The following is a 26279-nucleotide window of genomic DNA, read 5'->3' as shown; positions in this document are numbered from 1 at the left end:
TAACAGTTTCGAGCTTCGATAAGGGGGGACGGACATGGTTGAGCAACACGTAATCGAATTACGGAATGTAGAAAAGAGCCGCGATAGGCTGAAAATAGGTCCGCTTAGCTTGAATTTTCCGCAAGGCTTTGTGACCGCTATTGTAGGTGAAAACGGTTCTGGTAAAAGTACATTTATGGGCATGTGCATGGGGTTACTGCATCCAGAACAAGGCGAAATAAGATTGTTCGATCAACGTTATTGCGATGAGCAAGATGTTCATATTAAGCAGCGAATCGGTTTTGTACCAGAATTACCGAATACGGATGATGATGATTTGACGGCTGAAAAGTTGTCTAAGTTTATTGCATACTGGCAACCGAACTGGGACTGGCAATTGTATCAGCGTTTGATGGCTAAGTATGATGTGCCACCTAAGACGAAGCTCAATAAAATGTCCAAAGGGATGCGGCGTAAGCTGGATATTATTTTAGCTTTATCCCATCATCCCGAACTGCTGCTGCTTGACGAGCCCTCATCGGGGCTAGATCCACTAGCATGGCGCACGATGATAGAAGAGTTGCAACAATTTATGGACCAAGGCGAAAAAGGACGGTCTATTATTATTGCAACGCACATTATCGAGGAGGTTAAACGTCTCGCCGATTATGTATTGTTTATGCATAAGGGCCGCGTACTTGCTTTTACAGAGAAAGATGCTTTGTTCGATAGCTGGAAACAGTTCTATGTTGAGGGAGATGCTCAAGATTTCAGCGAGGTACCTGGCTTAGCAGAAGCGATTCAGGAGCGTCAAATGGTGAGGCTAGTAGCTTCGGATGCGAATCGCTTGGAACATTTTTTACACACCCATGATATTGTACCTCTCCGCACACAAGCGCTGGAGTTGGATGATATATTGCTATACATGATTCGTGTTTATGAACAAGGGGGAGTTAAAGAGAGATGAAGCCTTTACAATTAACCGAAGTAATTAAGCAGTATGGCGACAAGAGAGCCGTTAACGGCATTAGCTTTGATGTGGAACAAGGAGAGATTTACGGTTTGCTTGGTGCCAATGGTGCGGGTAAAACGACAACGATGCGCATGGTGCTGGGCCTCATTTATCCAGATGAGGGACAGATCTTGTACAACGGCAAGGCGTACAGCAAGGAGCTACATTCGGTGTTTGGCTACTTGCCGGAGGAGCGGGGGATGTACCCGAAGATCAAAGTGAGCGAACAAGTGACTTACTTGGCGCAGTTGCGTGGCATGTCCCGCAAGGATGCGGACAAGAGTTTGAAATATTGGCTGGAAAGATTCCAAGTGCCCGAAAATTATAATAAGAAGATTGAAGAGCTGTCGAAAGGGAACCAGCAAAAAATCGGCTTCATTGCCTCCATTGTGCACAATCCGAAGCTCGTCATTATGGACGAGGCGTTTAGCGGGCTAGACCCGGTTAACGTTGAGTTGTTGAAAGAGACGGTCAAGGAATTGCGCGACCAGGGAACGACGATTCTGTTCTCGACGCATCGCATGGAGCATGTGGAAGAACTGTGCCGCAACGTCACGATTTTGAAAAAAGGCAATGCGGTGGTGCAAGGTTCTGTGCGTGAGATTAAAGCCAGCTACCCACGTGAGAAAGTTATTCTGCGCACAAGTGGAAATATCGATGGCTTGGGAAGCTTAGCTGGGGTGAACGCAGTAGAGCGTACCGAAGATGGCTACCATTTGATGATTCAAAATGAGTTAGCTGCAAAAGAAATTTTGCAAATGGCGATGGCACAAACGGATGTGTACCATTTTGAAGTGAAGGAACCGACAATGAACGAAATCTTTATTAAGGCGGTAGGTGGTGATTCGAATGCGTAGTATGTGGACCGTTGTTGGCTTTACGTTGCGTACGAAAATGATGAATAAGGCGTTCGTCGTATCGACGGTAGTGTTGGCCCTTATTCTAGCTTTGGGCACCAACTTGCCTTATATATTCTCGTTGTTTTCAAGTAACGAACCTACTGTAATTGGACTTGTACAGGGGAACGTTACGGATGTGGAGAAGTCGTTCGAACAGCAATTTGGCAAGAACACCGATTATAAAGTGGTATCGTATCCAAAATCTTCACAGGATCAACTGGATAAGGATGTTGAGAGTGGCAAGATCGAGGGCTACTTAACATTTGAGGCTAGTGCTGGGGGCAGTAAAGAGTTTCCTAAGGTCGTCTTCCGTGGTAAGGACAAACTTGATATGGGAGATGAAAGAGTAATTGCGACGGTGTTAACCGGTATTAAATCGGAGTTTCTCGTTAAAGACTTGTTAACGCCGGAACAGATCAAGCAGCTTAGCGTGCCTGTAGCACTGGAATCTGTGACGCTTGCGAAAGACACGGCAACAGGTCAAATGAAAGAAGAAGAGAAGCCAGATGGCGCGGCTTCATTCATCGTTGTATTTGCACTCATCTTCCTGTTTTTCATGACGAACCAAATTACAGGCAATATGATTGCTGCCGAAGTCACACAGGAAAAAAGCTCGCGCATCATGGAAATTTTAATTTCCAGCGTATCACCGCTCGCGCAAATGTTCGGTAAAATTATCGGCATGTTCATTCTCGGCTTGTTGCAAATCGTCGTATTTATTGCCGTGATTGCCGTAAACTTGTCTTTACCGCACAATATTGAACCATTGAAAGCTATCGATATCGATATTTCGACGATTGATCCGCTAGTTATCATTTACGGATTGTTGCTGTACATTCTAGGTTTCTTCTTGTATGCAACACTGTACGCGTCTATCGGGTCCATTGTAAGCCGGACAGAAGATTTGGCGCAAGCGATTGCTCCGATTACGATTTTGTCGTTGGCGGCGTTCTATATCGGTATTTTCTGTATCGGTACTCCAAATGCGATGATCGTCAAAGTAACATCGTTTATCCCGTTCTTCACTCCGGTGTCGATGCTGTTGCGTGTAGGTACGGGAACTGTAGAATGGTGGGAGTTCTGGATATCGATCGCGCTGCTGCTTGCTGCGGTAGTATTGTTCGGTTGGTTGTCTGCGAAAATTTATCGCACGGGCGTGTTAATGTACGGAAAACGTCCATCGTGGAAAGAAATCCGCAAGGCGATGAAGGCGTATAAAATTTAGATTAGCCTCGTTGTCTGATATGTGTGAGTAATACTTACAAATGAGACTAATTTTATCAACAGATGAGACTTAATATATTTAAAATTGTGACTAAAAATGAAAGTCAGATGGATCAGGCCTTGATCTATCTGACTTTTTATATGGAAATAATTTCTTTGTGTGAAGTAGTTTGTACAATGAAGGTAGAATGAAATAATTTGAATCGAATATCTAGAAATGACATTTTCTACATTCCAGATCAGTCGCTCATGAAGTATGAAAGGCTGTCCCTATGACAACGCCGTTGCTGAAGCTACCTTTAAAATTATGAAGACAGAGTTTATTAACCAAATGAACTTTCATAACCTACAACATCTCACGCTTGAGTTAAATGATTATATCAATTGGTATAACAAATACCGCATACATGGGACGTTAGGCTACGTGAGTCCGGTTGACTACAGAAGAAAAGTCCTTATAAAAGTTGTCTGATTTTATGTTGACAGTCCACTATTCGTTTGTTGGTAATAAGATTTGATGCACTCTATCAAACTTAAATTCGATGTAGACATTCCCATCCTTCAATAAATTCTTCTTCATCTCCACGTTTATTTTTTTCAAGTACTTAATAGAAAGACTGCGAATATTGATCATCGAAGATTTTGCATCGCCTTCTCATGCGAATGGTTTATCATACACTCATCTACAGTTATAGTTTGAAGGCACGCCCTTAAGCAGGTTCTAAACCCTCACGATTAAGATGGAGTCCTTTAAAAACACAACTGGAGCGATCTATTTATAGATACTCTTTCCTTAAATGTTATTGATATATTTTTTAGCCTTTGATATACTAAGTCATGTCATTGAAAGTGATAATCGTTATCAGTAATTTGAGTTATTGCAATGCACGATGTGAAATTGATATCTATATTATCAATTCAATAATCTATTGAAAGTGGAAAAGGGGAGAGATATAAGTAATGAAGAAGTTTAATTTTACTGTCCTTATGGCAATTTTGGTTGTGATGTTGGCAGCTTGTACAAATCCAAGTAATGAAACTAGCAAACCTGAAACAAATGGGAAAGCAAACGATGCTGCTAAACCTGCAACTGTTCAAATCACTGATGCACATGGAACGGTTACTGTTCCTGTAAACCCTAAAAATGTAATTGCTTTGGATAATAGAACGTTTGAAACTTTAGCTGCTTGGAATATTGAGTTAGCGGCTGTTCCAAAGCCTGTAATGCCTGCGGATTCACCCTATGTGACTAACGAAAAAGTTAAAGATGTTGGAAATCACCGTGAACCAAATCTTGAAGTTATTGCAGCTGCAAACCCTGAACTTGTCATTGTTGGTCAAAGATTTGCTGGCCATTATGAAGAAATTAAAAAATTAGTACCAACAGCAGCTGTTATTGATCTGAATGTTGATGTTTCTAAGGACGCTGCTAAGCCTGGAGAAAACTTAGTCAATGGACTTAAAGAGTCTACCATTACTTTGGGGAAAATCTTTGATAAAAATGAAGAGGCTAAGCAATTGACAGCTGATTTTGATAAAGCTATTGCAGACGCTAAGTCTGCCTATAATGGAAAAGATAAAGTGATGAGTGTTATTGTTGCTGGTGGAAGTATTGGTTATTCAGCTCCTAAAACGGGACGTGTTTGGGGACCAATGTATGAGATTTTTGGATGGACTCCGGCATTAGAAGTTAAAGCTAGTTCTACCGATCATCAAGGTGATGAAATTTCTGTTGAAGCAATTGCACAAAGTAATCCTGATTGGATTTTCGTACTAGATCGCGATGCTGCAATATCTGGTGAAACAAATAAAGTTCCTGCTAAGGATGTTATTGACAAATCACCGGCACTTCAAAAAACAACGGCTGTTTCTAAAGGAAGTATCGTTTATGCACCAGCTGACACTTACGTAAATGAATCCATCCAAACTTACTTAGAATTATTTAAAAACATTGCGAACACATTAGCTAAGTAGTGTAAAGGAGCATAGTATAGTGCCGAACAATATTAAAACTGGGGTTGAGATTAATTCTCAACCCCAGTTTTATAACCACAATAAAATATGGACAAAATCTTTTATACTAGCAATTATCGTTGTTATTACTTTAGGGATTATATCACTGTTTACTGGAGTTTATGATATACGTGGACAAGCAGATGGATGGGATATGTTTCTCATAACTCGTGTTCCAAGAACAGCTGCATTAATGCTTACTGGTGCTGCCATGGCAATGGCAGGACTCGTTATGCAACTGATTACACAGAATCGTTTAGTTGAACCTACCACAACGGGAACTATTGAATGGGCAGGTTTAGGACTCCTTACGGTTTATTTATTATTTCCAGCTCCAAGTTTAGTTCTAAGAATGACTGGTGCAATCCTTTTTTCTTTCATAGGGACTATGATTTTCTTTTTATTTTTAAGAAGAGTTAAGCTTCGTTCGTCTTTAATTGTCCCGATCATTGGGCTGATGCTTGGAGCAGTCATATCTGCGGTTTCCACTTTTTTGGGACTCCTGTATCAAAGAACGCAAAGTATTGAAAGTTGGTTCGTAGGCTCTTTTGCGGCCGTTCAAATTGGAAGATATGAATACTTATGGCTAATTGTTATCGTTACCATTTTAATTTTTATTTTTGCTAATAGATTGACTTTAGCTGGACTAGGGGAAGATGTTGCAACAAGTCTTGGCGTAAATTATGGCAGGCTCATTCTTTTTGCTACGGGTCTTATTTCTTTTGCTGTTGGCATTGTTGCGGCTGTTATTGGTAACTTACCTTTCTTAGGCTTAATTGTCCCTAATATTGTTTCCATGTTTAGGGGAGATGATCTTAGAAGTAATTTGCCTTGGGTATGCGTGATAGGCATGGGTACGATAACGTTCTGTGACATCATTTCTCGAACCATTATCATGCCTTTTGAAGTACCTGTCTCTTTAATACTAGGAACATTAGGATCAGCCGTATTTATTGCTATTTTATTGAGACAAAGAAAACATAGGGGGCTAAGATGAACGCATTGGAATATAGAAATAAAGAAAATGTCAAAATCTATTCTAGCCCTCCTAATAAAAATAGATCAGCTAGAGCTTTTCGTTCTAAGAAAGAGGAAAGACGTTATTGGATTTTGCTAATTACATTAATGGTTTTGGGCATTCTTTCTTCATATGGACTTTTAGTTTATAACAATCCGGTTCCAATAGATTCACCTTCTTTTATTCCAGTTGTTATGAGAAGGATAGAAGCTCTTATTGCAATGGTTATTGCTGCAATTTGTCAAAGCTTGGCGACAGTGGCTTTTCAATCGATTACGAATAATCGAATTATAACCCCTTCACTCTTAGGTTTCGAATCACTTTACTCAACCATTCAAACGAGCACCGTATTTTTCTTTGGTGCTGGTGCACTAATCAATTTTAGTGGTACTGGATCATTTCTATTTCAAGTCATTATGATGGTCTTGATGAGTTTGATCCTTTATGGATGGTTGCTTTCTGGAAAGTATGGTAACTTACAACTTATGCTTTTGGTAGGCATTATTATTGGTACGGGACTGAACTCTGTATCAACGTTTATGAGAAGACTTCTTGCACCGTCTGAGTTTGATATTTTACAGGCAAGATTGTTTGGTTCTGTCAATAATGCAGATGCTGATTATTATCCAATTGTAATTCCAATCGTAATCGTTGTCGCATTGTTACTGCTTGCTTATTCGAAGAAATTAAATGTATTGTCACTTGGAAAAGATGCCGCTACTTCTTTTGGAGTTAAACATCAATCTAGTATCATTTATACGCTTATATTAGTTTCTGTGTTGATGTCAATTTCAACGGCTTTAATTGGACCACTTACTTTCTATGGATTTTTAGTAGCAACATTGAGTTATCAAGCGGCGCCAACTTATGACCATAGATATATGTTTCCAATGGCTCTTGCGATAGGTTTTTTGATATTAACGAGTGCGTATTTTCTGATGTATCATGTATTTAATGCTCAAGGGGTAGTTTCAGTTATTATCGAGCTGTTCGGTGGAATTTTATTCTTATCTGTAATTTTAAGGAAGAGGGCTCTATGATAAAAATTAATAATGTTAGAAAGTCTTATACGGATAAGGTTAAAATAGGGCCTTTGGATATTGAAATACCAAAAGCTGGATTCACTTCTTTAATTGGACCCAATGGTGCTGGAAAGTCTACGACACTTTTGATGATTGGCAGACTTCTGGATATGGATGAAGGTCAAATTATGGTGGCCAACATGGATGTTACTACATCTAAATCGAATGACTTAGCCAAAATCGTGACTATTTTGCGACAAGAAAATCATTTTGTAACGAGGCTTACTGTCCGACAACTAGCTGGATTTGGACGTTTTCCTTATTCAAAGGGAAGGCTAACGAAAGAGGATGAGGCTATTATTTCGAAATATATCGATTTTTTAGATTTGACAGATCTAGAAAATAGATATTTAGATGAGCTTTCAGGTGGTCAAAGGCAAAGGGCATATGTTGCAATGGTTTTGTGCCAAGAGACGGAATATGTACTTTTGGACGAACCGCTGAACAATCTTGATATTGCTCGTTCTGTTCAAATGATGGAGCATTTGAGACATGCTGCTAACGAATTTGGAAGAACGATTCTGACTGTTATGCATGATATCAATTTTGCAGCCAAATATTCGGATCGAATTTGTGCAATGAAAAATGGACAAATTGCCGCTTTTGGCACGGTAGAAGAGATTATGGACCCAGAAATTTTAACAGATATTTTTGAAACAAAAATTGAAATTATCGCTGGTCCTTATGGGCCGATAGCGGTTTATTAGTCACAAAACATAAGTAAGCTGAGATAATGTGTGAATGTTTTGACTATATCCGATGAACTACGTATGCCACAGGAAAACTTTGTTATTTTTAGATAGAGGGGGAGTGTCCACAGATGAAAAAGAAATCGCGTAAATATTTATCATCCGGTTATGGATACTCCATTTCTTTTTTTTCTAGGAGTCATATTTTACGGTGAAGTGTGTCCAAATGACTTCCGCAATGAATATAGCATACAATCCAAAATGACGTGGTGTCGCTATTATGCACGGAAATTATGAGAACAAATCTTACCGCTATGCCAGCGCCAGTGGGGAATTACACGCACATCACAAAAATTCCAAGAGTGCGAAACTGTTTGTTGCATCGGGACAAATCGGAGTAAACACACAAGTAGAGATACCAGCTGTTTTGAATGAGCAAGTAGTTCATACATTTACCTAAAGTAGGCCGTATACCTTAGCACAGGGTGGTCTACTTTTTTAGCTTTTTGAATCAACCATGTTGCATACGGAAAGAAAAAACGACCATGTTCTATATGATATAAATAAGTCTGACATGATATAGTAAAGTAGTAACTTAAACTCAGCTGTAAATGAGCGTCTTTGTTTTGGCATAGTAAATCCGCTCCTTGGTTTTTTATGTGTTCATTCTACTAGCCCTTATTTTTCTGTCCAATATGAGCGAAATAAGCTCTGTGAGATCTGTTAAAGGACATTAGCGGATTAGCTAAAAAACCAACCCCGAGCAGGTTTTTGCTGTGCCGAGCAATGGACGGTAACCATATAACTGTAAGCCCTCACCAATCTGGTGAGGTTTTTTTATTTCAAAATTGTAAGTTTAATGTAAGGGGAATGCATTAACGTTATTGTCTTGTCTTGTTAAAATTGAGGCTGCCCACAAGATAATCCGATTTAGCGATAAATGAGGAAGACAACTATGAAGTGGGTATGTTAATAAAACGAAAGTGATGAGGTGTATAATGAAAAAGTCAAAAAAAGCGATTGTATGTATAGGCGTGGCATTAGTGGCGGTGCTGCTGCTAACGATCCTTTCAAATAAGTTTTATCGAACCACTTTTGAGTCATTAAATGAAACGGATCAACGCATGCTCCGGGAACTATCCACCATATATACAAATTTCGAAAAATCGAGTGATAAGCTGTGGGATAAGGATTATCGGTTTGATAAAGAGCCGTTAGTTCTTATTGGTACGAATAAAGATCGAGGATTTTGGCGCCGTGAAGCTTATGTGGTGAATGTCCCACAAATGGAGAGCAATTTATTTACCGCTGAAATTAAAACGCCTGACTCTTTGCGGTTGCCTAAGGTGTATCGTTTAAGCCGTTTTGATGTAAGGGCGCTTTCAGCGTGGTTCCCTGCTAACTTCTCGACGTTAACAATAAATGATACCGAGGTTATGTACTATAAATATCATCCTAAAATGTTGAATGACCCTGATCTTTATTTTGATTTTGCTTCATTTTTGTTGCATGAGGCGTTTCATACGTATAAGCAAAAAGAGTGGACGTATGATTTAAACGGTAGCGATCATATTGTTGACTATCTTGCCAATAAAGAAAATTATGCTCTAATGGGAGTTGAGTTTTCATTATTGGATCAGGCAATGACGAGCAACAGTCCAGAGACGATTCAGCAATTGCTGTACGATTGGACGCTCGTACGTAATTACCGTTATCAGAAGTGGCCACAATTGATTGCCGAAACCAAAACAGAGGCAATTGAAGGCTCTGCACGATACATCGAGTATCGTTATAGTCAGTTAACGGGCGGGAATTTAACGGTATTGGCCCTCAAAGAGAAACCGTACCATATTACGTTTATGCAAGCCTTTAATTATATTGCCAATGGGGAAGCCTATTCACCGAGCTTTTTACAACGAGACATCAGATATGAGACAGGCTCCGCGCTCGAATTATTGATGGATAAAGCTAATATTGCTTGGAAAGAAGCGATTGAAGATCGTTCAACACAACGAGGAAAGACACAATATGAAACGTTAAAGGCTTATTTTAAGCTCGATGGTGCTGCTGTTGATGAACTTCAGTTGAACCCAATCAAGGCGAAATACGATTACGAAAACTTGTTGCGACAGGGACAAAAATTGGTCAGCATCGGCGGCTGAAGTCAATAAGTCAGGTAAGCGAGTTTTATGGCAAAATTCAAGTGTACGCTATTAATCCGTAGTGGCGGGGGATAGTTAAATGAGGCGACCAACTCCTTTAAGTAGGGGAAGGTCGCTTTTTGCTATCTATTTGTAAAATGGGAGATGGATCGGGTCTGTATTGGAGTCTGAGTCTGGGTCTGAGGTGAGAGTCGCCCTCTTGACAGATGCATCACTTTAATTTATCTTTAATTAGAGAATATTAAAACTAAGATTAATTTATTTTGGATAGCCTATACGTATATATAAATTAAAGCACTAAAGCTGGTTGAAAAGGAGGGACTGTAATGACTTTACGCACAGCGGGCATTCATCATATTACGGCCTTTGCTAAACACCCTCAGGACAATGTCAACTTCTATGCGGGCATACTTGGTTTGCGACTCGTTAAGAAGACGATTAATTTCGATGCGCCAGACGTATACCATCTCTATTTTGGCAACGAGGAAGGAAGTCCGGGGACGATTATGACGTTCTTTCCTTGGCCGGATTCGCGTCGAGGCCGGATTGGCGGTGGTCAGGTAGGAGTTACTACCTTTATCGTGCCACCGGGTTCACTTTCATTTTGGGAAGAGCGCTTGAAACGGTTTAACGTTTCGGTTATGAAGGCGGCAAGATTTTCGGAACAATATTTACAGTTTACCGATAAGGAAGGCTTGCGGCTCGAACTCGTCGAGCGTGCTGTAGGTGCGAATAGCAAGTGGTCGTTCGGTGGCGTACCGACGGATAAGGCGATAAAAGGGTTTGGCGGTGCTGTGCTATTCAGCATTAATCCACTTCAAACGATCGAAGTGCTTGAGAACGTCCTTGGCTTGCAAAAAGTTGGCGAGCATGCAGGCTGTGTTCGCTTTCAAGCTGCTGGTGAGTTTGGCAACCTGATTGATGTTTCATCAACGAAGCTGGAGCGAGGCATTGGTGGAGCAGGTACAGTCCATCACATTGCATGGCGTGCCAAAGACGTTCAGGAGCATGAGCAGTGGCGGAGTAAAGTTGAGCAGCATGGCTTCAAGCCGACACCAATTATGGATCGACAATATTTCCAAGCGCTATATTTTCGTGAGGCAGGCGGCATTTTGTTCGAAATAGCTACCGATGAACCCGGCTTTGCACGTGATGAAGAGCATGATGCACTTGGTGAATCTCTTATGCTGCCACCATGGCTTGAAGAGCGTCGCGCCGAGATTGCAGCGAACTTACTACCGGTTGAAGTAAGAACACTAAAATAAGTACATTAGAGGGGGATAAATAATCATGCAACATATTTTTCAAAAAGGAACTGACCTAACAGCACCAACGCTTTTGCTACTTCACGGAACAGGCGGTACAGAGCGTGATTTGCTGCCACTTGCCCAAGAAATTTCACCACAATCGTCCGTATTAAGTGTCAGAGGAAACGTATTGGAAAATGGGATGCCACGCTTCTTCAGACGTTTGGCAGAAGGTGTGTTTGATGAGCAGGATCTCATATTCCGTACGAAAGAATTGAACGATTTCCTCGATCAGGCTGCTGTTGATTATGAATTTGATCGCAACAATGTTGTCGCTGTTGGCTATTCCAACGGGGCGAATATCGCAGGTAGCTTGCTGTTCCACTATAAAGATGCGTTGAAGGGCGCGATTCTGCATCATCCGATGGTGCCGCGTAGAGGCATTGAGTTGCCTGATTTAACTGGAACAGCCGTCTTTATCGCGGCAGGTAAGAACGATCCGCTAATTAGAGCGGGCGAATCGGAAGATTTGGAGCAACTGCTAAGCACCGCGGGTGCGACGGCTAAATTGCACTGGGAAAATTCCGGTCATCAGTTGACGTATTCGGAAGTTGATGCGGCAGCGGCTTGGTTTAAGGCGCAATATTTGCAATAATAAATGGGTGCGGAAACGTATAAGGACTGGGATGCAAACGAGGAGAAATAGGGGGACGAATATATGGTGTCTATGATTTCTATTGATCCAGCCATGCAAAGCGACCACGATAATTATAAGCTGCTCATTGGCAGTGTTGTGCCACGGCCGATTGCTTTTGTCACGACATTAGCGGAGGATGGGGTGCTGAATGCAGCTCCCTTTAGCTTTTTTTCGATCGTATCGAGTGCGCCGCCGATGTTGTCGGTATCTGTACAGCGCAAGCAAGGCGTGATGAAAGATACGGCGAGAAATGCAATCGCAACAGGGGAACTGGTTATCCACATTGTCGATGAGTCGGTGGTCGAGGCTGTCAATGTGACAGCGGCTAACTTGCCGCCGCACGAAAGTGAGGTAGCTTTAGCTGGCTTAACGCCAGTCACGAGTGAGTCTATACGCGTACCTGGTATCGCTGAAGCGAAGATTAGAATGGAATGTGTGCTTGAACGTTCCATACCGCTTGGTGGCAGCGACGAGGCATCGCCTGCTTGTGATTTGTTAATTGCCCGTGTAGTCCGCTTTCAACTCGCAGAAGAGATATATGAACATGGCCGCATCCACGCGGCGAAGCTCAATCCAGTCAGTCGGATGGCCGGAAATGATTACGCGACGCTTGGGAAATTATTTTCGATTGATCGCCCCCAATAATGATGAAAATGCCAAGAGGTGACACATGTCTAAACAACGCACAGGTCATGTACTGAAATTCGAGGACGGCCGTTATTACGTGGAAGAACAGCCATACTATACAGCTAAGCTGGACGAAGCCAAAATATATAACAAATATTTTGATCTCATGGAAGCGCAAGCTGCGGCGCTGCGACTGACGGGATCACCTGTGAGCATGGTGGCGGTATCTTTCCGCATTTGTGACATCGCAGAAGTGGTGAATTGACGCTTAGGGGATCGAAGGAATACTCGATATGAAGGGGAGCTGACATCGGTACTCAACCGAAGTCAGCTTTTTTATTTTTAAATAGTGCTGATTTACGAAGGAGGAAAGACATGGTAATATAAATACAAATATTACATGTTTGCAAGGAGGATAACGAATATGTCCCCCGGTCCGCTGCATTATTCATCTATAAGCGACCTCCTTAAACAACGTAGAGCGGAAATGAATATATCATTAAGGCGGCTTGCAGTACTTTCCCAAATTGATAAAGGCCATATTTCTAAGATTGAAAATGGTGAAGTTAAACAGCCCGAATTTGCGACAGTATATCGAATTACGAGTGCAATGGGTATTTCATTTGAGGAAACGGTGGAACATTATATTGAAGCATCATCACGATCCGATGAGCTTATTAGGATTCTAGAAGAAGCAATTACTAAATCAAACACGAAACTCCTGGCTAAAATATCGAATAAGTATCTCCAATCTACTCAAGAGGATAGCTACGAAGCTGTCGAGAAGCTATACAACATCACTATGAATCAAGATTCCCCCACAACAAAACTTGCATTATACAAAGTAATTAAAAATTACTCTCGTGATCATGGGGTTATGCCCTACCTAGCAAAAGGGATGTATCAAGAGTATTTAATTGAACGAGATGACTTTACCAGATTAAAAAAGACATACGAAATGGGTAGACGTATATTACAATTCACACAGTTTCTATCTGAATCAGAGAGCGTAACCTTTTATTATAAACTGGGGGTTCACGCCTACAATTTGCGATTGTTCGAAGATAGTATTGAACTGTGCAGTAAAGTCCTCGATCAAGAACCATCACTTAGCAAAATTAAAGTTGATTCTACTGGAATAATAGTTGATTCGCACGATCATCTGGGTAATTATGATTCGTGCAATGCATACTTGGAGCAGTATAGTAAATACACAGCCGCATTCCCGTACGTTCAAAATCATGTCGAAGTCACGACCGCATCACTGTATACCAGAAAAGGTGACACACAAGCTGCCATATCGATTCTGGAAAAATGCTTAGAGAATTGCAACGATAATTCGTTGCTGCATGTAGTGAACAAACTTGTAGGGTTACACCTTAGAAGTGAAGATTTGTCTCGAATCAATGAGTTGCTAAAACTGGAAGAAAAGATACTTGCAATTACTTATAGAACGCCGTATAAACAAATTGAGCTTGCCCATTTCTACAAGTTAAAAGGGCAATACAATATTATAGTTGGCGATATCATACATGGTGTTAATTGTTTTATTGAAAGTGGTACTAGGTATGCAAAGGTTAACGATTACGAGAACGAGCGTCATTGCTTGAGCTTGGTTTTAGACTTACATATCAAACATGGTGCTTTATTAGGAAATACAGCTTTAGAAATGCTCAGGAATTTGTTTAATATTAAGGAGGAATCACTAACATGAAACGATGGAAAACAGTTGTTTTATTTGCATTGCTATTTTCAACGATATTTTCCCCAGATGTTGTGATGTTTTCTGTTAATGATCCCGGCTGGAAATAAAACAATTTAAGCGTCTTTGGGGGTAATTTGTTTATACGTAAGGGGGATTCGTGATGAAACGATGGAAAGTAATCATTTTACTTGCACTGTTGTTTTCATTTCCAATAGCAAGTGATGTCCCAGATATAACCATGTTTAACAATGATCACGGTTGGCAGTAGAATAAATACAAGCGCCCTTTGGGGCGTTTTTTTGTTCTATTTTTTAGGTGTGGTGTAATCTAAAGTAAAAACAAGAGTTTGCTGAAACCCATGATAAACTTGGGTTATTCAAGCCAAAACTGTACATGAGAGGTGACAGACGATGAGCTTGGTACAGTGCAGTAACGAAGATATGTTGCTATACAAAATGAACAGCCTAAGGAAGCAGCTGGATAGGGCTGTACATGAACACCAGAGCTTGAGTGACGAGCGAGTCGTGCAAATTAGCCAAGAACTTGATACTTATGTACTACAGTTTCAAAAGAGTGTATGGTCACGAATTACGAAAAGGGAGGTTCTACAATGAAGCAGCCACGCAAATGGCTCATCCAACATCGCGGGGCTAGGACACAAATCGAGGTCGCAAAGATGTCGTTGATCCAACGCAGCTCTTATTCCAATATTGAAAATGGTAGGCGGATGCCGAGTGTTTCTGTAGCTATGCGTATCGGACAAGCACTAAATTTTGAATGGACACGTTTCTTTGAAGGGGGTGATTCACTTGCTTGTGACGAAGTAAAGGCTACGTCTACCCCAAATAGACGCAGCCATTAAAAAATCACTCATGTACAGTATACAAAATGGTGCATAACAAAGATCCTCTTCCCTCTGCATGCGCGAAAGCCACAACCATCGAGACTGCAACCCCTTATCCCATGTAATTACGCCATGAAATGGGGATTACGGTGAACAACAAGTACAGAACCGTCGATATTGTACATGGACTCAAACAGCGGTTACATCGCTATTCCTTAGTTGTTCCGAACGTCTATGGAGTCTGGCACGTTGCTAGATTCTCATTCCACCCACCAGCATCCACAGATCAACTACGTGCCTTCTACGAGCAACACAAGTTTATACTTCATAGTGATTACATCGAATTTTTAAAGCTTCATAATGGGGCTAGGTTATTTAGTATCGGTACAGATCCTGGAATTGAAATATTCAGCTTAGAACAGTTGGCCGAACAGCTAGAACAAAAATCACCGCACCATCTTACCATAGCCCGAAGTCAGTCAACGAGATTCTGTATTCGAAATACAGCAGCAGGTTTATATTTGGCGGGTAATACGGGCTGGGTAAATTATTATTTGCAGATGAGCTTCGCCCAATGGCTCGGGCATTTGATCACCGCCAATGGTGCGGATTTTTGGAACTGGAAGCTTGCACAACCAACTCCAACACATTAGGCTGTTCGTTTGAACACAAGTGTAATCTCGTATGTTTGTTATTGAAACTTCCGCAAAGAACAATAGGAACATATTTTACACTTCTCTTGTATCTGAACTCTTCTCTTTTTAATATACAAACCTGAATCGTCCTTACCAGTAAGGGCGATTCTTTATTATGATCATGAAGGAAGTGGTTGTAATGGCTGGAAGGCACGAGTTTATCACGTTGGAAAAAGACTGCTACATTGACATCGACAGGTCTTTAATCATCAAAAATGAGCAGCAAATTCCCTTGTCTCGCCTAGAGCTTAGACTACTGCAAAGACTTGCAAGGAATATGGGAGAGGTAGTGCCTTTTAACACTTTGATTGCTCATGTGTGGTGTAGTGACGAAGAGTGTGGCTATTTTGACATTCAGAAGCTACATGTGTTTATATACCGCCTCCGCAGCAAGATAGAGGACAATCCCCAACAACCTAAATACATTGTTAGGGCTAGAAAGTTGGGGTATGTTCTTAATCAAAAATGACATTTTACATTTTTGTATTTACCTGAACAAACTGTAAGGTAACTGCTGTTTTTTTCATGATATTATCTCCTTGTTCAAATATACGTGTTCATTGCTGAACACCAAATCCAAGGAGGGCAACAAAATGGTATTAAATACTGTACTTTCCACAGTAGTCGCAGTCAGTGTCTTAACTGTTCCACTGGGCAGTTCTTTTGCTCATGCAAGTGAGGCAGCACGAACTACATACAACGAGAGCGCAGCAAGCATACACAAAGTTGACTCCGAATACATTAATGGCATTGAAGTGTTTTTTGTGGGCGATGCAGATTTTGTTGACCAAAACTCAATCGACCGAAAGGAAGCAACAGCAAGTATTATTAAGAATGTCATTTCTGTTCAAGGTGATGTAGGCGCTGACAGGGAAGATCCTGGTGCTCCTGGTTGGGAAGTTATTCGAACAACGAATAACGATCATGTGAATCAAGGACTGCAAGCGATCACAACAAGCTTGAAAAATGCTTTCGGCTTTTTAGTTACTTTGGCGGCTCTCAGATGGGCTAGAGGTGAGCAAAGCCAAGCGGCCATAAGTGCTTCTGCTGCAACAGCAGCCGAAATAATGTCCATGTTCGTGAATTACAAATGGACAACAACAAAGTTAGTGAAAGAATATTCTTCTTACCACAAAAAATATGTTTATAAGTTTGTGGTGTACATTTATAGCAACTCAGACAGAACAAAGCTAGAGAAAGTGACAATAAGTCAACCGCATGAGGATCTGGGAAATGGTTGGCTCCATCCACTATAATCACAAATTTCAAAAAGACCAGTCTTATGCTGGTCTTTTTGGTTCGAAAGGAGACTATATGAAAAGAAAGGATATGTATACTGCCCTGTTCATTTTTGTGGTGATTCTTGCACTAAATCTATTTGGAGTTAACATCTTTATCAAAGCATTTATCATTGTAGGGCTTTTCTCGGGCCTATTAATATGGTCTGAGTCAAAGAACAGAAAAGCTGTTATCATCTTTGTTTTACAACTAAATTTAGTCTTTGCAGCGTTTTTAATTACAGAAGTCTACCTAATCGAAGACCACAGTATTATGGTATGGGAACTCTTTAGAATAATTGTGTACACGGGGTTGTTTTATTTTGTCTATTTTATAAATAAGGATAAACTTCGTTCTGTCGAGAAAAAGGATTAGACTGGACGTATTTACGGAAAAACCACGATCTCGTTTATATTCGGGTATGTACCGCACATTTTTGTATTCTACCTCGCGGATTTCGCCGTAAACTAAACCCATCCTATGAGCTGTCAGCTGATTCATTGAGCCTCCTCTTCTAACGGTCGCCACAGTTGTTATTTCAGCGAATACGAGCCCATTCAAAGTTTAACGGTTATGAGAGCATTTATTACGATGAAAACAGCTGGATTTTGAATGAAATTGGAGAAATAAGCTCAGCTATAACCGTTAGAAATCAAAACGAGGCAAATCTGGCGATATAGTCACTGTGGCAACCGTTAAGAACTGACTTTACTCTCTCGACAGCCTGAGGGCCAGCTTAGTCTGGCCCTTTTGAATGAAGGAGGTTCATGGTATGAAATATGTACTTCTAATGATGATTATGGTGGGTAGTCAACTCCTACTGGGAAAGTTGGATGCAAATCCTTACTTAAAAGCAATCGCGCTTGTTATTACGCTTTAAATTTTTTCTATTTTCAAGATGAAACTAAAAATATTAAAAAGCACTTGAGAGCTTCAATCGTACCACTTGTGTTTTTTCTAGCTATTTTCGCAGTTGAAGCCACATTTTTTACAGGTCAATATACACTATGGTGGGATCTCACCCGACTAGCATGTTATGGACTTATTTGTTTTTTGATTTTGAAAATAATTAATAAAAAAAGAAGCCGCTCGATTGAGCGACTTGGTCTTATCCCTCGCCAATTTTCAATTGGCCCTGATAATCTTAGGAGTCCCTCATGAATAAAAACGTGTTCTTAGGAACAACGTTCTTAACTGTATGTTTCTCACTTGTCGCTCTAGATGTAAATATATATCTCAGAGTCGTAATTTCATTAGGGCTACTGTTTACCTTTATATTATTTTCAGCAGAAAAAGAAAACTTTAAAGCTTACTCTCTTTATATTATGCAGCTCATAATGGTTATAACTTTGATCATTTGCATAGAAGAATTTGTTGTTGCACGATCTACTTCAATCCTAATAGATATTGTTAAATTTGGTATCTACTTCGGTCTAATATATGTAGTCTACATTTTAAATAAAAGGAAAATACGATGATACATGCTGATTGCAATAAGAATCAGTATCATGTGGCAATGGATTTAATTTTTCTTGGTTAACTATGTTTCGATGTAGTCGAAATCCACTCGGATTGTGAAAATGGGAAGGGTCGGTCTAGATGTTTATGTATAAGAGCAAGCTTTTTCAAACGAGTGTTGTTCTGGCATACCCGATTGTTGTGTTCATTTTATTATTAATAGGTGGATCGCTATCCTCTATGACTGTACCTATTATTGTTTCTATCATATTTTGTTTACTTTGGGCAAACGTACTGAGCATGATTGCTTCAACTATGTTGATGTGGTTGATTTCCGTACCTTTGTGGTTGTTTCTGATTGTAAGGCCAGAGTCCACAGTAAGATATGAATTTCTCACACTCAACCTTCCTTTTATTGTTTTATACTTTATTAGTCTCGTATTATTACCTGAAGTCTTTTTCATTTTAATTCGAAACGGTATTATAAGTAAATTGCTCTTGAAGAAGAAGCCTTGAAGATACAGGGAGGGACTACTCTAACAAAAATGTAGGGTTCCTTCCTGTTTTTCTTTTTCATACAACATATGGCAAGATACTGCCGTCAAACCATTTTCCAAATTGAAGTTAATGGGTATTGGAAACGGCGCTCTTATACTGCTATAAGCTTGGATTAGGATCAGTTTAGTCTGGCTCTCAGCTTGACGAGAAGCCTCTGTTTGTTAAGACGAGAGTTTCTCTTCATTGAGGTAACGGCAAGCAGCTTCGCACTTATCGGTTGGTAGTCAGCTGATTCACTCTGCCTCCACTCCTAACGGTTGCCACAGTTGTTATTTCAGCGAAAATGAACCCATTCAAAATTTAACGGTTATGAGGGCGCTTATTACGATGAAAACAGCTGGATTTTGAATGAAATTGGAGAAATAAGCTCATCTATAACCGTTAGAAATCAAAGCGAGGCAAATCTGGCGATATAGCCACTGTGGCAACGGTTAAGAACTAGCTTTGCTTTCTCGACAGCCTGAGGGCCAGCTTAGTCTGGCCCTTTTGAATGAAGGAGGTTCATGGTATGAAATATGTACTTCTTGTGATAATTATGGTGGGTAGTCAACTCCTACTGGGGAAGTTGGATACAAATCCTTACTTAAAAGCAATCGCGCTTGTTATTACGCTTCAAATTTTTTTCTATTTTCAAGATGAAACTAAAAATATTAAAAAGTACTTGAGAGCTTCAATTGTACCACTTGTTTTCTTTCTAGCTATTTTCGCAGTTGAATCCACATTTTTTACAGATCAGTATCCACTATGGTGGGATCTCACCCGACTAGCATGTTACGGACTTATTTGTTTTTTGATTTTAAAAATAATTAATAAAAAAAAGAAACCGCTTGATTGAACGACTTGGTCATATCCCTCGCCAGTTTTCAATTGGCCCTGATTAATCTTAGGAGTCCCTCATGAATAAAAACGTGTTCTTAGGAACAACGGTCTTAACTGTATGTTTCTCACTTATCGCTCGCAACAGTTAGAAGATGACTTTCTCTGGCGTGCTTGGATGTGCGCGTATTCGGACTACAATCTGTAACATTATTTAGCCCGGTTCCGTTATCTAGACAGCAAGGAAGACGAGAACACAACGTCGATTAAGAAAAATATGTTGGTCGTCTCGTCCCATTTTACTGTAAATGAGACAATCAATAAGCTTCGACGAACGGCTGCTTCTTGCTGAACTGACGGGCAGTTTAAGAAACATGTCTAGGGGGGATAAAATTGATTAAGGCAATCGTTTTTGATTTTGACGGCTTAATTATTGATACGGAAACGGTGTGGTATCTTGCTTTCAAAGAAGTGCTTCAGGGCTACAATGTGGATTTTCCTTTGGAGGTATTCGTTAAATGCATTGGCACGGATGATGCAGCGTTACATGCATTTATTGAAGAAAAGTTAGGTGTAGAAAGCATCGAAATAATTATGAATTTAACCAAAGAAAACCACAAAGCGAAAATGGAGCTACTGGATATCAGAGAAGGTGTGAAGGAATATCTGATTGAAGCTCAAAATCTAGGACTTAAAATAGGCTTGGCTTCAAGTTCTTCAAGGGAATGGGTTGAAGGATTTTTAAAACAACTTCAGATACTTGATTACTTCGAAGTAATCAAAACGGGTGACGAAGTCGAAAAAGTCAAACCAGACCCAACTTTGTACATAAAAACACTCGAAGCCTTGAATATTAACGCAGACGAAGCCGTAGCGTTCGAAGATTCAGCAAATGGGGCAAGAGCTGCAATAGCAGCGGGCTTAAAATGTGTGATTGTGCCAAATGAAGTGACAAAGGAAATCAACTTTGAAAAGTTTCACTTGAGAATAAATTCAATGAGTGAAATGAGTTTAACTCAGGTCATTTCACATCTATCATGAAGCTAGTATCTGCAACAAACTAACAATTTTCACGAGTGATAATCGCTAAGCTATCGCCTATAGTGAAAGTGAAATGCCCCCTAGAATCTGATCGGATAACCTAGGAGAGTTTCCAATGTCTGTTCTAAGGGGGCAAATCAAACGATATCCAGAAGCTTTTAAGTATTAACGATTAACTAGCCGTGTTCTTGTTCCAATCGATTTCAATGTAGCGGCCGTATGACGTGCTGCTTACATTTTTATCGTTTTGACCGACCCACTGTATATCGCCAAATGTACCTTGGTACAACGTGTACAAGTCATATTTTTTCTCTGTCTCCAAATAGACAGGAGTTACGCCTTTGTAGTCCTTGTCTACGATAACGACACTAATCGTAGAAGGGGAGAAGCCGTTCTTTGTCAGCTGGGACAAGGAATCAATGCCAATCAGATTCTGATTCGCAAAGCCGAAGTATGCGCGGCCCCACATAAACATTTGATTGCCATACAAGCCGTGATAGGAGTTGCGATCATACCCTTGGTAGCCTGTATAGTTCACGTTCCAGCGAACTTCTTTTGTATCCTGCTTAATCAAATCTGTCTTATAGCTAGGCTGGTCGTAGCTGATCGAATCCGACCAGTCTGCTCTAGCCTCGATCCCGAACGAAGGCTGCTCCGAAACATTAATGCTGCCGCCAATGCCGTAGCTAACCGTCTTCGTTACACGGCTCACCTCGTTTTCATTCGTTGGCGTTACGGAGTAAAACTTCGCGTGCGGATCTTCAATTTTTAACCCCACATGATATTCAGAAGGATACTTCATCGTAGAGCGCAAATTCATCGGACCGATGTACTCGTGGTTCACGATTGGATTCGCTTTCATGTAACTGCCGCTCGTGTTAATAATCGCTATTTTTTTGTCCGCGTTCGGATCATCAATGACGGTTACTTTTGTTGACAACGTTACGGAATTATCAGGATTTCTATTATCGGTAACATCATAGCTTGTAAATGTTTTTGCATTTTTGCCGATGTCTACGACTGCTGGAGCCGAAGTGGCGTGAACCGCAGATGTTGGGAACAAAATAGAGATGGACATCACGGTTGCAAGAAGGAGTTGCGTAACTTTTTTGACAGAACGATTTTTGACCATAAACTTCACCCTTTTTTGAAAGATTAAGTTGTACAAGAGTGAATCTTTTGCGCGCAAGAGCTCTTGTATATTCATCTATCGGATGGAGTTATGCAGAAATGAAGTTCAAAATAGGGGATGTTATTTTTTACAATGGATTCCATTATTCAAATGAATTAAAAATAGTATATTATTGGTTAATTTTATACGAATTTACTCACTTTCAATAATGAATGATAAATGTAAGTATTAAGAAGTCTATATTTGTTTACTATATAACAATGAAACAACAGCCGCAAGCGATCAATTCGCCTGCGGCTGTTACGCGTGAACTTGCAGCTGAAGTTCCAATATGTAGCCCCGTCCTCGCACCGACTTAATGTGCAGCGCACCTTGCGCTTTGCGACGCACTCGATATACGAGTGAGTTGACTTCCTCGAGCCCCACATGCGGGAGGTCGTCGATGACGCGCTCCGGCCACACTTCCCGTTTAATTTGGTCCAGCGAAACAAAGCTGTTCAAATTCGCGTGCAGTAGGTGAAGCAGGCACCACTCTTTTTGCGAGAGGGTAATTTCAGAGCCTTGGATGGAACAAACTCCTTTTTCCGCATCCAAGAAAAATGCGTTGTTCAAATCATCAGTTGGCTCTAGCAGCTGATCGGAACTTGGCACCGAAATGGGCGCTAATTCCATCGTGTAATCCACAAAGTTGTATGCCAGATGCAGCTCAACCATGCCTTTAGACAGTCGGATCGCGTCCGAGTGATTCAGCAAATAAGGTGTAAACGGCTTTAACATCATGCCGCCTACTTCTGTACCGTGCTTACTGCCAAGATCCGTAATATAAGCTTGATTCTGTTTGTAATGAATGACGGCGTGCTGACGGGAAATATAGGCGTTGGCGAACGAAATGTCAGGGGCTGAATCTTTACCAGCTCGTCCAATGATCGTTTCATCCTTCGTTAAGTTCATTCGTTCATTCGCCGTATACGGCTCCCCGTTTATGATGTAGAGACAGGCAAATGACTCCATTGAATTGATGCCACTCCTTACCAATTAGGAATATATATAATCATTTAACAAATGAGGGTAAAAATCAAGGCCATTTCTGTAAGAAATAAGATGTTAGGCATTTATGAGGAAATCATAATGGTCTGTTCATTGTTGTGCATCGGTTCTTCAGGCAAACTTAGAACTACCAACAAGAATATCACATATGCCAATTATATCATGTCGTTAAATAGCTAATCGAGTCGATGAGAAGTCCAATCTTACATCCGTTCAGGAGAGAAGAACATGAAATCGAGGAAACAGCAATCGTTATATAAAAAAATAGCAGCTCTGGCACTAACCATGCTTGTTACAGCGAGCTTAACCGCGTGCAGCGGTGGGCAGACGGATCCAGCATCCGACACGATCAAGCTTCAGGCGATGCCGACCAAGTTGAGCTCTTTTTCCGGACTAGTGACTGAAATTAAGAGCATGGATAACAAAGTGATCTTAAAAAAAGCAGGCAAAAATGTATGGATACATACGAGCTATAAATCGATAAATGGGAACAAAGTGCCTGCCAATGGCCTGATTGTGCAGACCAAGCAAGGCATCGTACTCCTAGATGCGACTTGGAGCGATAAGCTGGCAGGGCAACTTGTTCATATGATTGAGTCGTATTTTAAGCAAAAAGTTGTACTCGCTATTGTAACTCATGCGCATGAGGATCGAATGGGCGGCGTTAGTGGTTTGATTGAACGCGACATTGAGGTGCGAAGCACGGATATGACGGCAAGGCTGGCGAAAGAAGCGGGCTATGCAGAGCCAAACGCATTCTTGGATGGGGAGCCGCAGTTTATGGTAGGCGGGACACAGTTTGAAGTGTTCTATCCCGGCGAGGGGCATGGCAAGGATAATGTGGTCGTGTGGCTACCGCAAACGAATACGTTGTTCGGCGGTTGTTTAGTGCTTGGGCAAGATGCCAAGGCGCTAGGGAATGTAGCCGATGCGAATATGGCGGAATGGCCAGAATCGTTGCTACGCGTCAAACATAAGTATGGGCAAGCCAAACTTGTCGTTCCTGGTCACGGTAAATGGGGGAACGCCGGGCTATTGAACCGTTCGATTGAGTTAGTGAGCAAGAGCAATAACACATAGATTGCACATCAATAGGTTACTCAACAATAGACTACACAACGTGGAAGGAATGATTATTTTGAAAAGTGCAAAGTTGTTAAAAACAGGGGTCTGCGCAGCATTATTAGGTGGGAGTATCTTTGCGGGTGGAACGATGCAGACATATGCGCATGCGACAGAAACAGTAGAAAAAGTAGAGCATACAACGAACAAAAATCAAGTGAATGATGTATCTATTAAGCAGCTTAAACCGAATGTATGGATGCATACAAGCATTGGGGTAATCGGTGGAAATCGTATCCCTGCCAATGGATTGATTCTTGAGACATCTAAAGGCTTAGTGCTTATTGATACACCTTGGAATGATGAGCTTACCGAGCAGTTGCTGCAACTGTTAAAGAAGCAATTTCCTAAAAAAGAAGTCACAACCGCCATTGTCACACATGCCCACGATGATCGTGTAGGAGGCATGAAGACACTAAGTAATAAAGGGGTCAAGGTACATAGCACACCGCTAACTGCTGATTTAGCCGAGCAGCAAGGGTTTAAACGACCACTTGGGGACTTAAAGAACGTGTCCAAGCTGCAGTTTGGCGATGTAAAGGTGGAAACGTTCTACCCGGGAAAAGGGCACACGGAAGATAATATCGTCGTGTGGTTGCCACAGCATAAGATGCTATTTGGAGGATGTTTAGTAAAGTCCTTGGATTCGAAATCAATCGTGCAGACGCCCGGCTCGTATGTGGCGGAATGGCCACAAGCCATCAAAAAAGTAAGTAAGAAATACAACGGCATCAAGGCTGTTGTGCCTGGTCATGGAGATTCAGGAGATGCACGCTTATTGACGCACACCATAGACTTACTTAAAGCAACGAACTAGCGATATGATTTGGATAGGATATGACTTGGATAGTTAATGAATTAACGCACCCTCGTAAGTTGCCCCCCTTCCCTTTAAGGTGGATATGTAATGCAACTTCCCCTTATATACGACTATAGCCTTTAACAACAGTAATTGTTGTTAAAGGCTATCAGTCTTTCTCATCCGCAATTGCCACGATACAGAGTATGTTGTCGCCATCCTCATTCCCATTACATGCGCGAGTCCTTATTATTTTCAAAATGTTGCAATAGTTTGTTGAGTTTCTTAACAATAGATAATAGAAAGGCGATAATAATGATAAACCACAGGGTATAAGCGTCCCCGCCATCAAACATTAACGTGAGAAATAAGTAAATACTCACACCTAAGAACACATACCATCTTGTCACGAGGCACCGACTCCCTTCACTTTTTATGATGTTATGTATCGTTTAGTTATATATGCAGGGCAGCAAGGCTTAAAATAAAAAGGGACGGTGGTGTGAGCAGACTAATAAGCACGCATGAGAGTGGGAGAGACATATTGTCGTAACGAGTATACAGCCACATATCAGTGACATAATACAAGCTAGCGGCCAGAATCGTCACGATTGACCATATGGCAAACACTGAAACGGCTTCATCTATAATGACAAAGATGAGAACGGCAGAAAATAATACGCCGAATGCGGAATGGAGAAGCCATGCAAAAACTGATTTATATGGTATGTTTAACAGTGAGGTCATTTTTTCAGTAAGTGCAGAGGTTGTACTGCCATAGAGAAACATAACTGGCATGATGTAAATCATGTAAATGGGCAATATGCCGATAAACGAATTTGCATAAGTTTCAACGTTAACAAAGGGGTGTTCATACAAGGGGGCCGGATAGCAAGCAGCAATGATCAAAAGTGTCAATGTGGCTGAGATAGAGGCGCTCGTCATTTTTCTGACTAACATCTATTCAAGTCCTCCTAGTTATTTTTGGTAAATCATGCATTTATCCATATCTTAAAGGGATGACTGCACATTTTCAACCTGTTTACACCGTTTTAAACTTATTATAAATAAATAACTGTCGTTGCACCTTCTATGCAGGTCATATTTTGTGTAAACTGAAATAATAACGATGCGG

26 protein-coding genes and 2 pseudogenes are annotated in these 26279 nt (G+C 40.9%); 25 read left to right on the top strand and 3 right to left on the bottom strand.

Annotation, left to right across the window (positions count from 1 at the left end):
• Positions 1-34: 34 nt before the first annotated feature.
• From KIK04_RS08185 to KIK04_RS08075, 23 genes and pseudogenes are all read left to right on the top strand, one after another.
• The gene (locus tag KIK04_RS08185) at positions 35-946 is read left to right on the top strand and encodes an ABC transporter ATP-binding protein (RefSeq protein WP_232277775.1); all 912 of its coding nucleotides are present in this window, start codon (positions 35-37) and stop codon (positions 944-946) included.
• Positions 943-1848 carry an ABC transporter ATP-binding protein gene (locus KIK04_RS08180; protein ID WP_232277774.1) on the top strand — a complete coding sequence of 302 codons (906 nt, stop codon included), beginning with the start codon at positions 943-945 and terminating at the stop codon, positions 1846-1848. The genes KIK04_RS08185 and KIK04_RS08180 overlap by 4 nt, the downstream gene beginning before the upstream one ends.
• Positions 1841-3115 (top strand): ABC transporter permease, encoded by a 1275-nt coding sequence (locus tag KIK04_RS08175; protein ID WP_232277773.1) that lies wholly within the window; start codon positions 1841-1843, stop codon positions 3113-3115. The genes KIK04_RS08180 and KIK04_RS08175 overlap by 8 nt, the downstream gene beginning before the upstream one ends.
• Before the next feature lie 252 nt (positions 3116-3367).
• Positions 3368-3586 (top strand): annotated as a pseudogene (locus KIK04_RS08170) (IS3 family transposase); the annotation flags it as partial.
• A 488-nt stretch (positions 3587-4074) separates the two neighbouring features.
• Positions 4075-5088, top strand: a complete 1014-nt coding sequence (locus KIK04_RS08165) for a siderophore ABC transporter substrate-binding protein (protein ID WP_232277772.1) — start codon at positions 4075-4077, stop codon at positions 5086-5088.
• Positions 5089-5107: 19 nt separating this feature from the next.
• Positions 5108-6124: an ABC transporter permease gene (locus KIK04_RS08160; protein WP_232277771.1), complete on the top strand. Its 1017-nt coding sequence runs from the start codon at positions 5108-5110 to the stop codon at positions 6122-6124.
• A complete protein-coding gene (locus KIK04_RS08155; RefSeq protein WP_232277770.1) occupies positions 6121-7185 on the top strand; it encodes an iron chelate uptake ABC transporter family permease subunit in 1065 nt (354 codons plus the stop codon). Before KIK04_RS08160 ends, KIK04_RS08155 begins: the two co-directional genes overlap by 4 nt.
• Positions 7182-7934, top strand: coding sequence for an iron ABC transporter ATP-binding protein (locus KIK04_RS08150; protein ID WP_232277769.1), 753 nt, complete (start codon positions 7182-7184; stop codon positions 7932-7934). The genes KIK04_RS08155 and KIK04_RS08150 overlap by 4 nt, the downstream gene beginning before the upstream one ends.
• Positions 7935-8209: 275 nt before the next feature.
• A pseudogene (locus KIK04_RS08145) lies at positions 8210-8370 on the top strand (RidA family protein); the annotation flags it as partial.
• A 544-nt stretch (positions 8371-8914) separates the two neighbouring features.
• Complete coding sequence (locus KIK04_RS08140; RefSeq protein ID WP_232277768.1) at positions 8915-10078, top strand: hypothetical protein; 1164 nt, start codon at positions 8915-8917, stop codon at positions 10076-10078.
• A 326-nt stretch (positions 10079-10404) separates the two neighbouring features.
• The gene (locus KIK04_RS08135; RefSeq protein ID WP_232277767.1) at positions 10405-11343 is read left to right on the top strand and encodes a ring-cleaving dioxygenase; all 939 of its coding nucleotides are present in this window, start codon (positions 10405-10407) and stop codon (positions 11341-11343) included.
• A gap of 25 nt (positions 11344-11368) precedes the next feature.
• Positions 11369-11980 carry an alpha/beta hydrolase gene (locus tag KIK04_RS08130; RefSeq protein ID WP_232277766.1) on the top strand — a complete coding sequence of 204 codons (612 nt, stop codon included), beginning with the start codon at positions 11369-11371 and terminating at the stop codon, positions 11978-11980.
• A gap of 72 nt (positions 11981-12052) precedes the next feature.
• The gene (locus tag KIK04_RS08125) at positions 12053-12667 is read left to right on the top strand and encodes a flavin reductase family protein (protein WP_232278655.1); all 615 of its coding nucleotides are present in this window, start codon (positions 12053-12055) and stop codon (positions 12665-12667) included.
• A gap of 25 nt (positions 12668-12692) precedes the next feature.
• A complete protein-coding gene (locus tag KIK04_RS08120) occupies positions 12693-12914 on the top strand; it encodes a hypothetical protein (protein ID WP_232277765.1) in 222 nt (73 codons plus the stop codon).
• A 159-nt stretch (positions 12915-13073) separates the two neighbouring features.
• Positions 13074-14363: a helix-turn-helix domain-containing protein gene (locus tag KIK04_RS08115; RefSeq protein ID WP_232277764.1), complete on the top strand. Its 1290-nt coding sequence runs from the start codon at positions 13074-13076 to the stop codon at positions 14361-14363.
• A 401-nt stretch (positions 14364-14764) separates the two neighbouring features.
• Positions 14765-14968, top strand: coding sequence for an aspartyl-phosphate phosphatase Spo0E family protein (locus tag KIK04_RS08110; protein WP_232277763.1), 204 nt, complete (start codon positions 14765-14767; stop codon positions 14966-14968).
• Entirely contained in the window at positions 14965-15216 is a 252-nt protein-coding gene (locus KIK04_RS08105) for a helix-turn-helix transcriptional regulator (protein ID WP_232277762.1), read from the top strand. The genes KIK04_RS08110 and KIK04_RS08105 overlap by 4 nt, the downstream gene beginning before the upstream one ends.
• A gap of 131 nt (positions 15217-15347) precedes the next feature.
• Entirely contained in the window at positions 15348-15851 is a 504-nt protein-coding gene (locus tag KIK04_RS08100; protein WP_232277761.1) for an SMI1/KNR4 family protein, read from the top strand.
• A 163-nt stretch (positions 15852-16014) separates the two neighbouring features.
• The gene (locus KIK04_RS08095; RefSeq protein WP_232277760.1) at positions 16015-16362 is read left to right on the top strand and encodes a winged helix-turn-helix domain-containing protein; all 348 of its coding nucleotides are present in this window, start codon (positions 16015-16017) and stop codon (positions 16360-16362) included.
• Between the two features lie 124 nt (positions 16363-16486).
• On the top strand, positions 16487-17149 hold the full coding sequence (locus tag KIK04_RS08090) for a hypothetical protein (protein ID WP_232277759.1): 663 nt from the start codon (positions 16487-16489) through the stop codon (positions 17147-17149).
• Positions 17127-17546 (top strand): hypothetical protein, encoded by a 420-nt coding sequence (locus KIK04_RS08085; protein ID WP_232277758.1) that lies wholly within the window; start codon positions 17127-17129, stop codon positions 17544-17546. The genes KIK04_RS08090 and KIK04_RS08085 overlap by 23 nt, the downstream gene beginning before the upstream one ends.
• 2149 nt (positions 17547-19695) lie before the next feature.
• Positions 19696-20022, top strand: a complete 327-nt coding sequence (locus tag KIK04_RS08080) for a hypothetical protein (RefSeq protein WP_232277757.1) — start codon at positions 19696-19698, stop codon at positions 20020-20022.
• Between the two features lie 377 nt (positions 20023-20399).
• Complete coding sequence (locus KIK04_RS08075) at positions 20400-21044, top strand: HAD family hydrolase (RefSeq protein WP_232278654.1); 645 nt, start codon at positions 20400-20402, stop codon at positions 21042-21044.
• Between the two features lie 172 nt (positions 21045-21216).
• On the opposite strand, the gene KIK04_RS08070 is transcribed toward KIK04_RS08075, so the two are convergent.
• Together KIK04_RS08070 and KIK04_RS08065 are read right to left on the bottom strand one after the other, a co-directional pair.
• Positions 21217-22176, bottom strand: a complete 960-nt coding sequence (locus tag KIK04_RS08070) for a leukocidin family pore-forming toxin (protein WP_232277756.1) — start codon at positions 22174-22176, stop codon at positions 21217-21219.
• A gap of 300 nt (positions 22177-22476) precedes the next feature.
• Complete coding sequence (locus KIK04_RS08065; RefSeq protein ID WP_232277755.1) at positions 22477-23187, bottom strand: FHA domain-containing protein; 711 nt, start codon at positions 23185-23187, stop codon at positions 22477-22479.
• A gap of 264 nt (positions 23188-23451) precedes the next feature.
• Here KIK04_RS08065 and bla (KIK04_RS08060) point away from each other — a divergent pair, with 264 nt between their 5' ends.
• Together bla (KIK04_RS08060) and bla (KIK04_RS08055) are read left to right on the top strand one after the other, a co-directional pair.
• A complete protein-coding gene (gene bla / locus KIK04_RS08060) occupies positions 23452-24303 on the top strand; it encodes a subclass B1 metallo-beta-lactamase (RefSeq protein ID WP_232277754.1) in 852 nt (283 codons plus the stop codon).
• Between the two features lie 49 nt (positions 24304-24352).
• Positions 24353-25162 carry a subclass B1 metallo-beta-lactamase gene (bla, locus tag KIK04_RS08055; RefSeq protein WP_442951144.1) on the top strand — a complete coding sequence of 270 codons (810 nt, stop codon included), beginning with the start codon at positions 24353-24355 and terminating at the stop codon, positions 25160-25162.
• 438 nt (positions 25163-25600) lie between these two features.
• On the opposite strand, the gene KIK04_RS08050 is transcribed toward bla (KIK04_RS08055), so the two are convergent.
• Positions 25601-26104: a hypothetical protein gene (locus tag KIK04_RS08050; protein ID WP_232277753.1), complete on the bottom strand. Its 504-nt coding sequence runs from the start codon at positions 26102-26104 to the stop codon at positions 25601-25603.
• Positions 26105-26279: the final 175 nt, after the last annotated feature.

The sequence above is a fragment of the Paenibacillus sp. 481 genome (assembly GCF_021223605.1).
Classification (GTDB): domain Bacteria; phylum Bacillota; class Bacilli; order Paenibacillales; family Paenibacillaceae; genus Paenibacillus_B.
This window is presented reverse-complemented; position numbering and strand designations above follow the sequence as displayed.

What these genes read in the sequence shown, in the direction of transcription:
- KIK04_RS08155 (WP_232277770.1), top strand. Translation starts at nt 6,121, where the DNA reads ATGAACGCATTGGAATATAGAAATAAAGAAAATGTCAAAATCTATTCT.
- KIK04_RS08180 (WP_232277774.1), top strand. Translation starts at nt 943, where the DNA reads ATGAAGCCTTTACAATTAACCGAAGTAATTAAGCAGTATGGCGACAAG.
- KIK04_RS08085 (WP_232277758.1), top strand. Translation starts at nt 17,127, where the DNA reads ATGGTTGGCTCCATCCACTATAATCACAAATTTCAAAAAGACCAGTCT.
- KIK04_RS08105 (WP_232277762.1), top strand. Translation starts at nt 14,965, where the DNA reads ATGAAGCAGCCACGCAAATGGCTCATCCAACATCGCGGGGCTAGGACA.
- KIK04_RS08090 (WP_232277759.1), top strand. Translation starts at nt 16,487, where the DNA reads ATGGTATTAAATACTGTACTTTCCACAGTAGTCGCAGTCAGTGTCTTA.
- KIK04_RS08165 (WP_232277772.1), top strand. Translation starts at nt 4,075, where the DNA reads ATGAAGAAGTTTAATTTTACTGTCCTTATGGCAATTTTGGTTGTGATG.
- KIK04_RS08150 (WP_232277769.1), top strand. Translation starts at nt 7,182, where the DNA reads ATGATAAAAATTAATAATGTTAGAAAGTCTTATACGGATAAGGTTAAA.
- KIK04_RS08050 (WP_232277753.1), bottom strand. Translation starts at nt 26,104, where the DNA reads ATGTTAGTCAGAAAAATGACGAGCGCCTCTATCTCAGCCACATTGACA.
- KIK04_RS08110 (WP_232277763.1), top strand. Translation starts at nt 14,765, where the DNA reads ATGAGCTTGGTACAGTGCAGTAACGAAGATATGTTGCTATACAAAATG.
- bla (WP_232277754.1), top strand. Translation starts at nt 23,452, where the DNA reads ATGAAATCGAGGAAACAGCAATCGTTATATAAAAAAATAGCAGCTCTG.
- KIK04_RS08140 (WP_232277768.1), top strand. Translation starts at nt 8,915, where the DNA reads ATGAAAAAGTCAAAAAAAGCGATTGTATGTATAGGCGTGGCATTAGTG.
- KIK04_RS08130 (WP_232277766.1), top strand. Translation starts at nt 11,369, where the DNA reads ATGCAACATATTTTTCAAAAAGGAACTGACCTAACAGCACCAACGCTT.
- KIK04_RS08065 (WP_232277755.1), bottom strand. Translation starts at nt 23,187, where the DNA reads ATGGAGTCATTTGCCTGTCTCTACATCATAAACGGGGAGCCGTATACG.
- KIK04_RS08095 (WP_232277760.1), top strand. Translation starts at nt 16,015, where the DNA reads ATGAAGGAAGTGGTTGTAATGGCTGGAAGGCACGAGTTTATCACGTTG.
- KIK04_RS08120 (WP_232277765.1), top strand. Translation starts at nt 12,693, where the DNA reads ATGTCTAAACAACGCACAGGTCATGTACTGAAATTCGAGGACGGCCGT.
- KIK04_RS08125 (WP_232278655.1), top strand. Translation starts at nt 12,053, where the DNA reads ATGATTTCTATTGATCCAGCCATGCAAAGCGACCACGATAATTATAAG.
- KIK04_RS08070 (WP_232277756.1), bottom strand. Translation starts at nt 22,176, where the DNA reads ATGGTCAAAAATCGTTCTGTCAAAAAAGTTACGCAACTCCTTCTTGCA.
- KIK04_RS08080 (WP_232277757.1), top strand. Translation starts at nt 19,696, where the DNA reads ATGAAATATGTACTTCTTGTGATAATTATGGTGGGTAGTCAACTCCTA.
- KIK04_RS08135 (WP_232277767.1), top strand. Translation starts at nt 10,405, where the DNA reads ATGACTTTACGCACAGCGGGCATTCATCATATTACGGCCTTTGCTAAA.
- bla (WP_442951144.1), top strand. Translation starts at nt 24,353, where the DNA reads ATGATTATTTTGAAAAGTGCAAAGTTGTTAAAAACAGGGGTCTGCGCA.
- KIK04_RS08115 (WP_232277764.1), top strand. Translation starts at nt 13,074, where the DNA reads ATGTCCCCCGGTCCGCTGCATTATTCATCTATAAGCGACCTCCTTAAA.
- KIK04_RS08185 (WP_232277775.1), top strand. Translation starts at nt 35, where the DNA reads ATGGTTGAGCAACACGTAATCGAATTACGGAATGTAGAAAAGAGCCGC.
- KIK04_RS08175 (WP_232277773.1), top strand. Translation starts at nt 1,841, where the DNA reads ATGCGTAGTATGTGGACCGTTGTTGGCTTTACGTTGCGTACGAAAATG.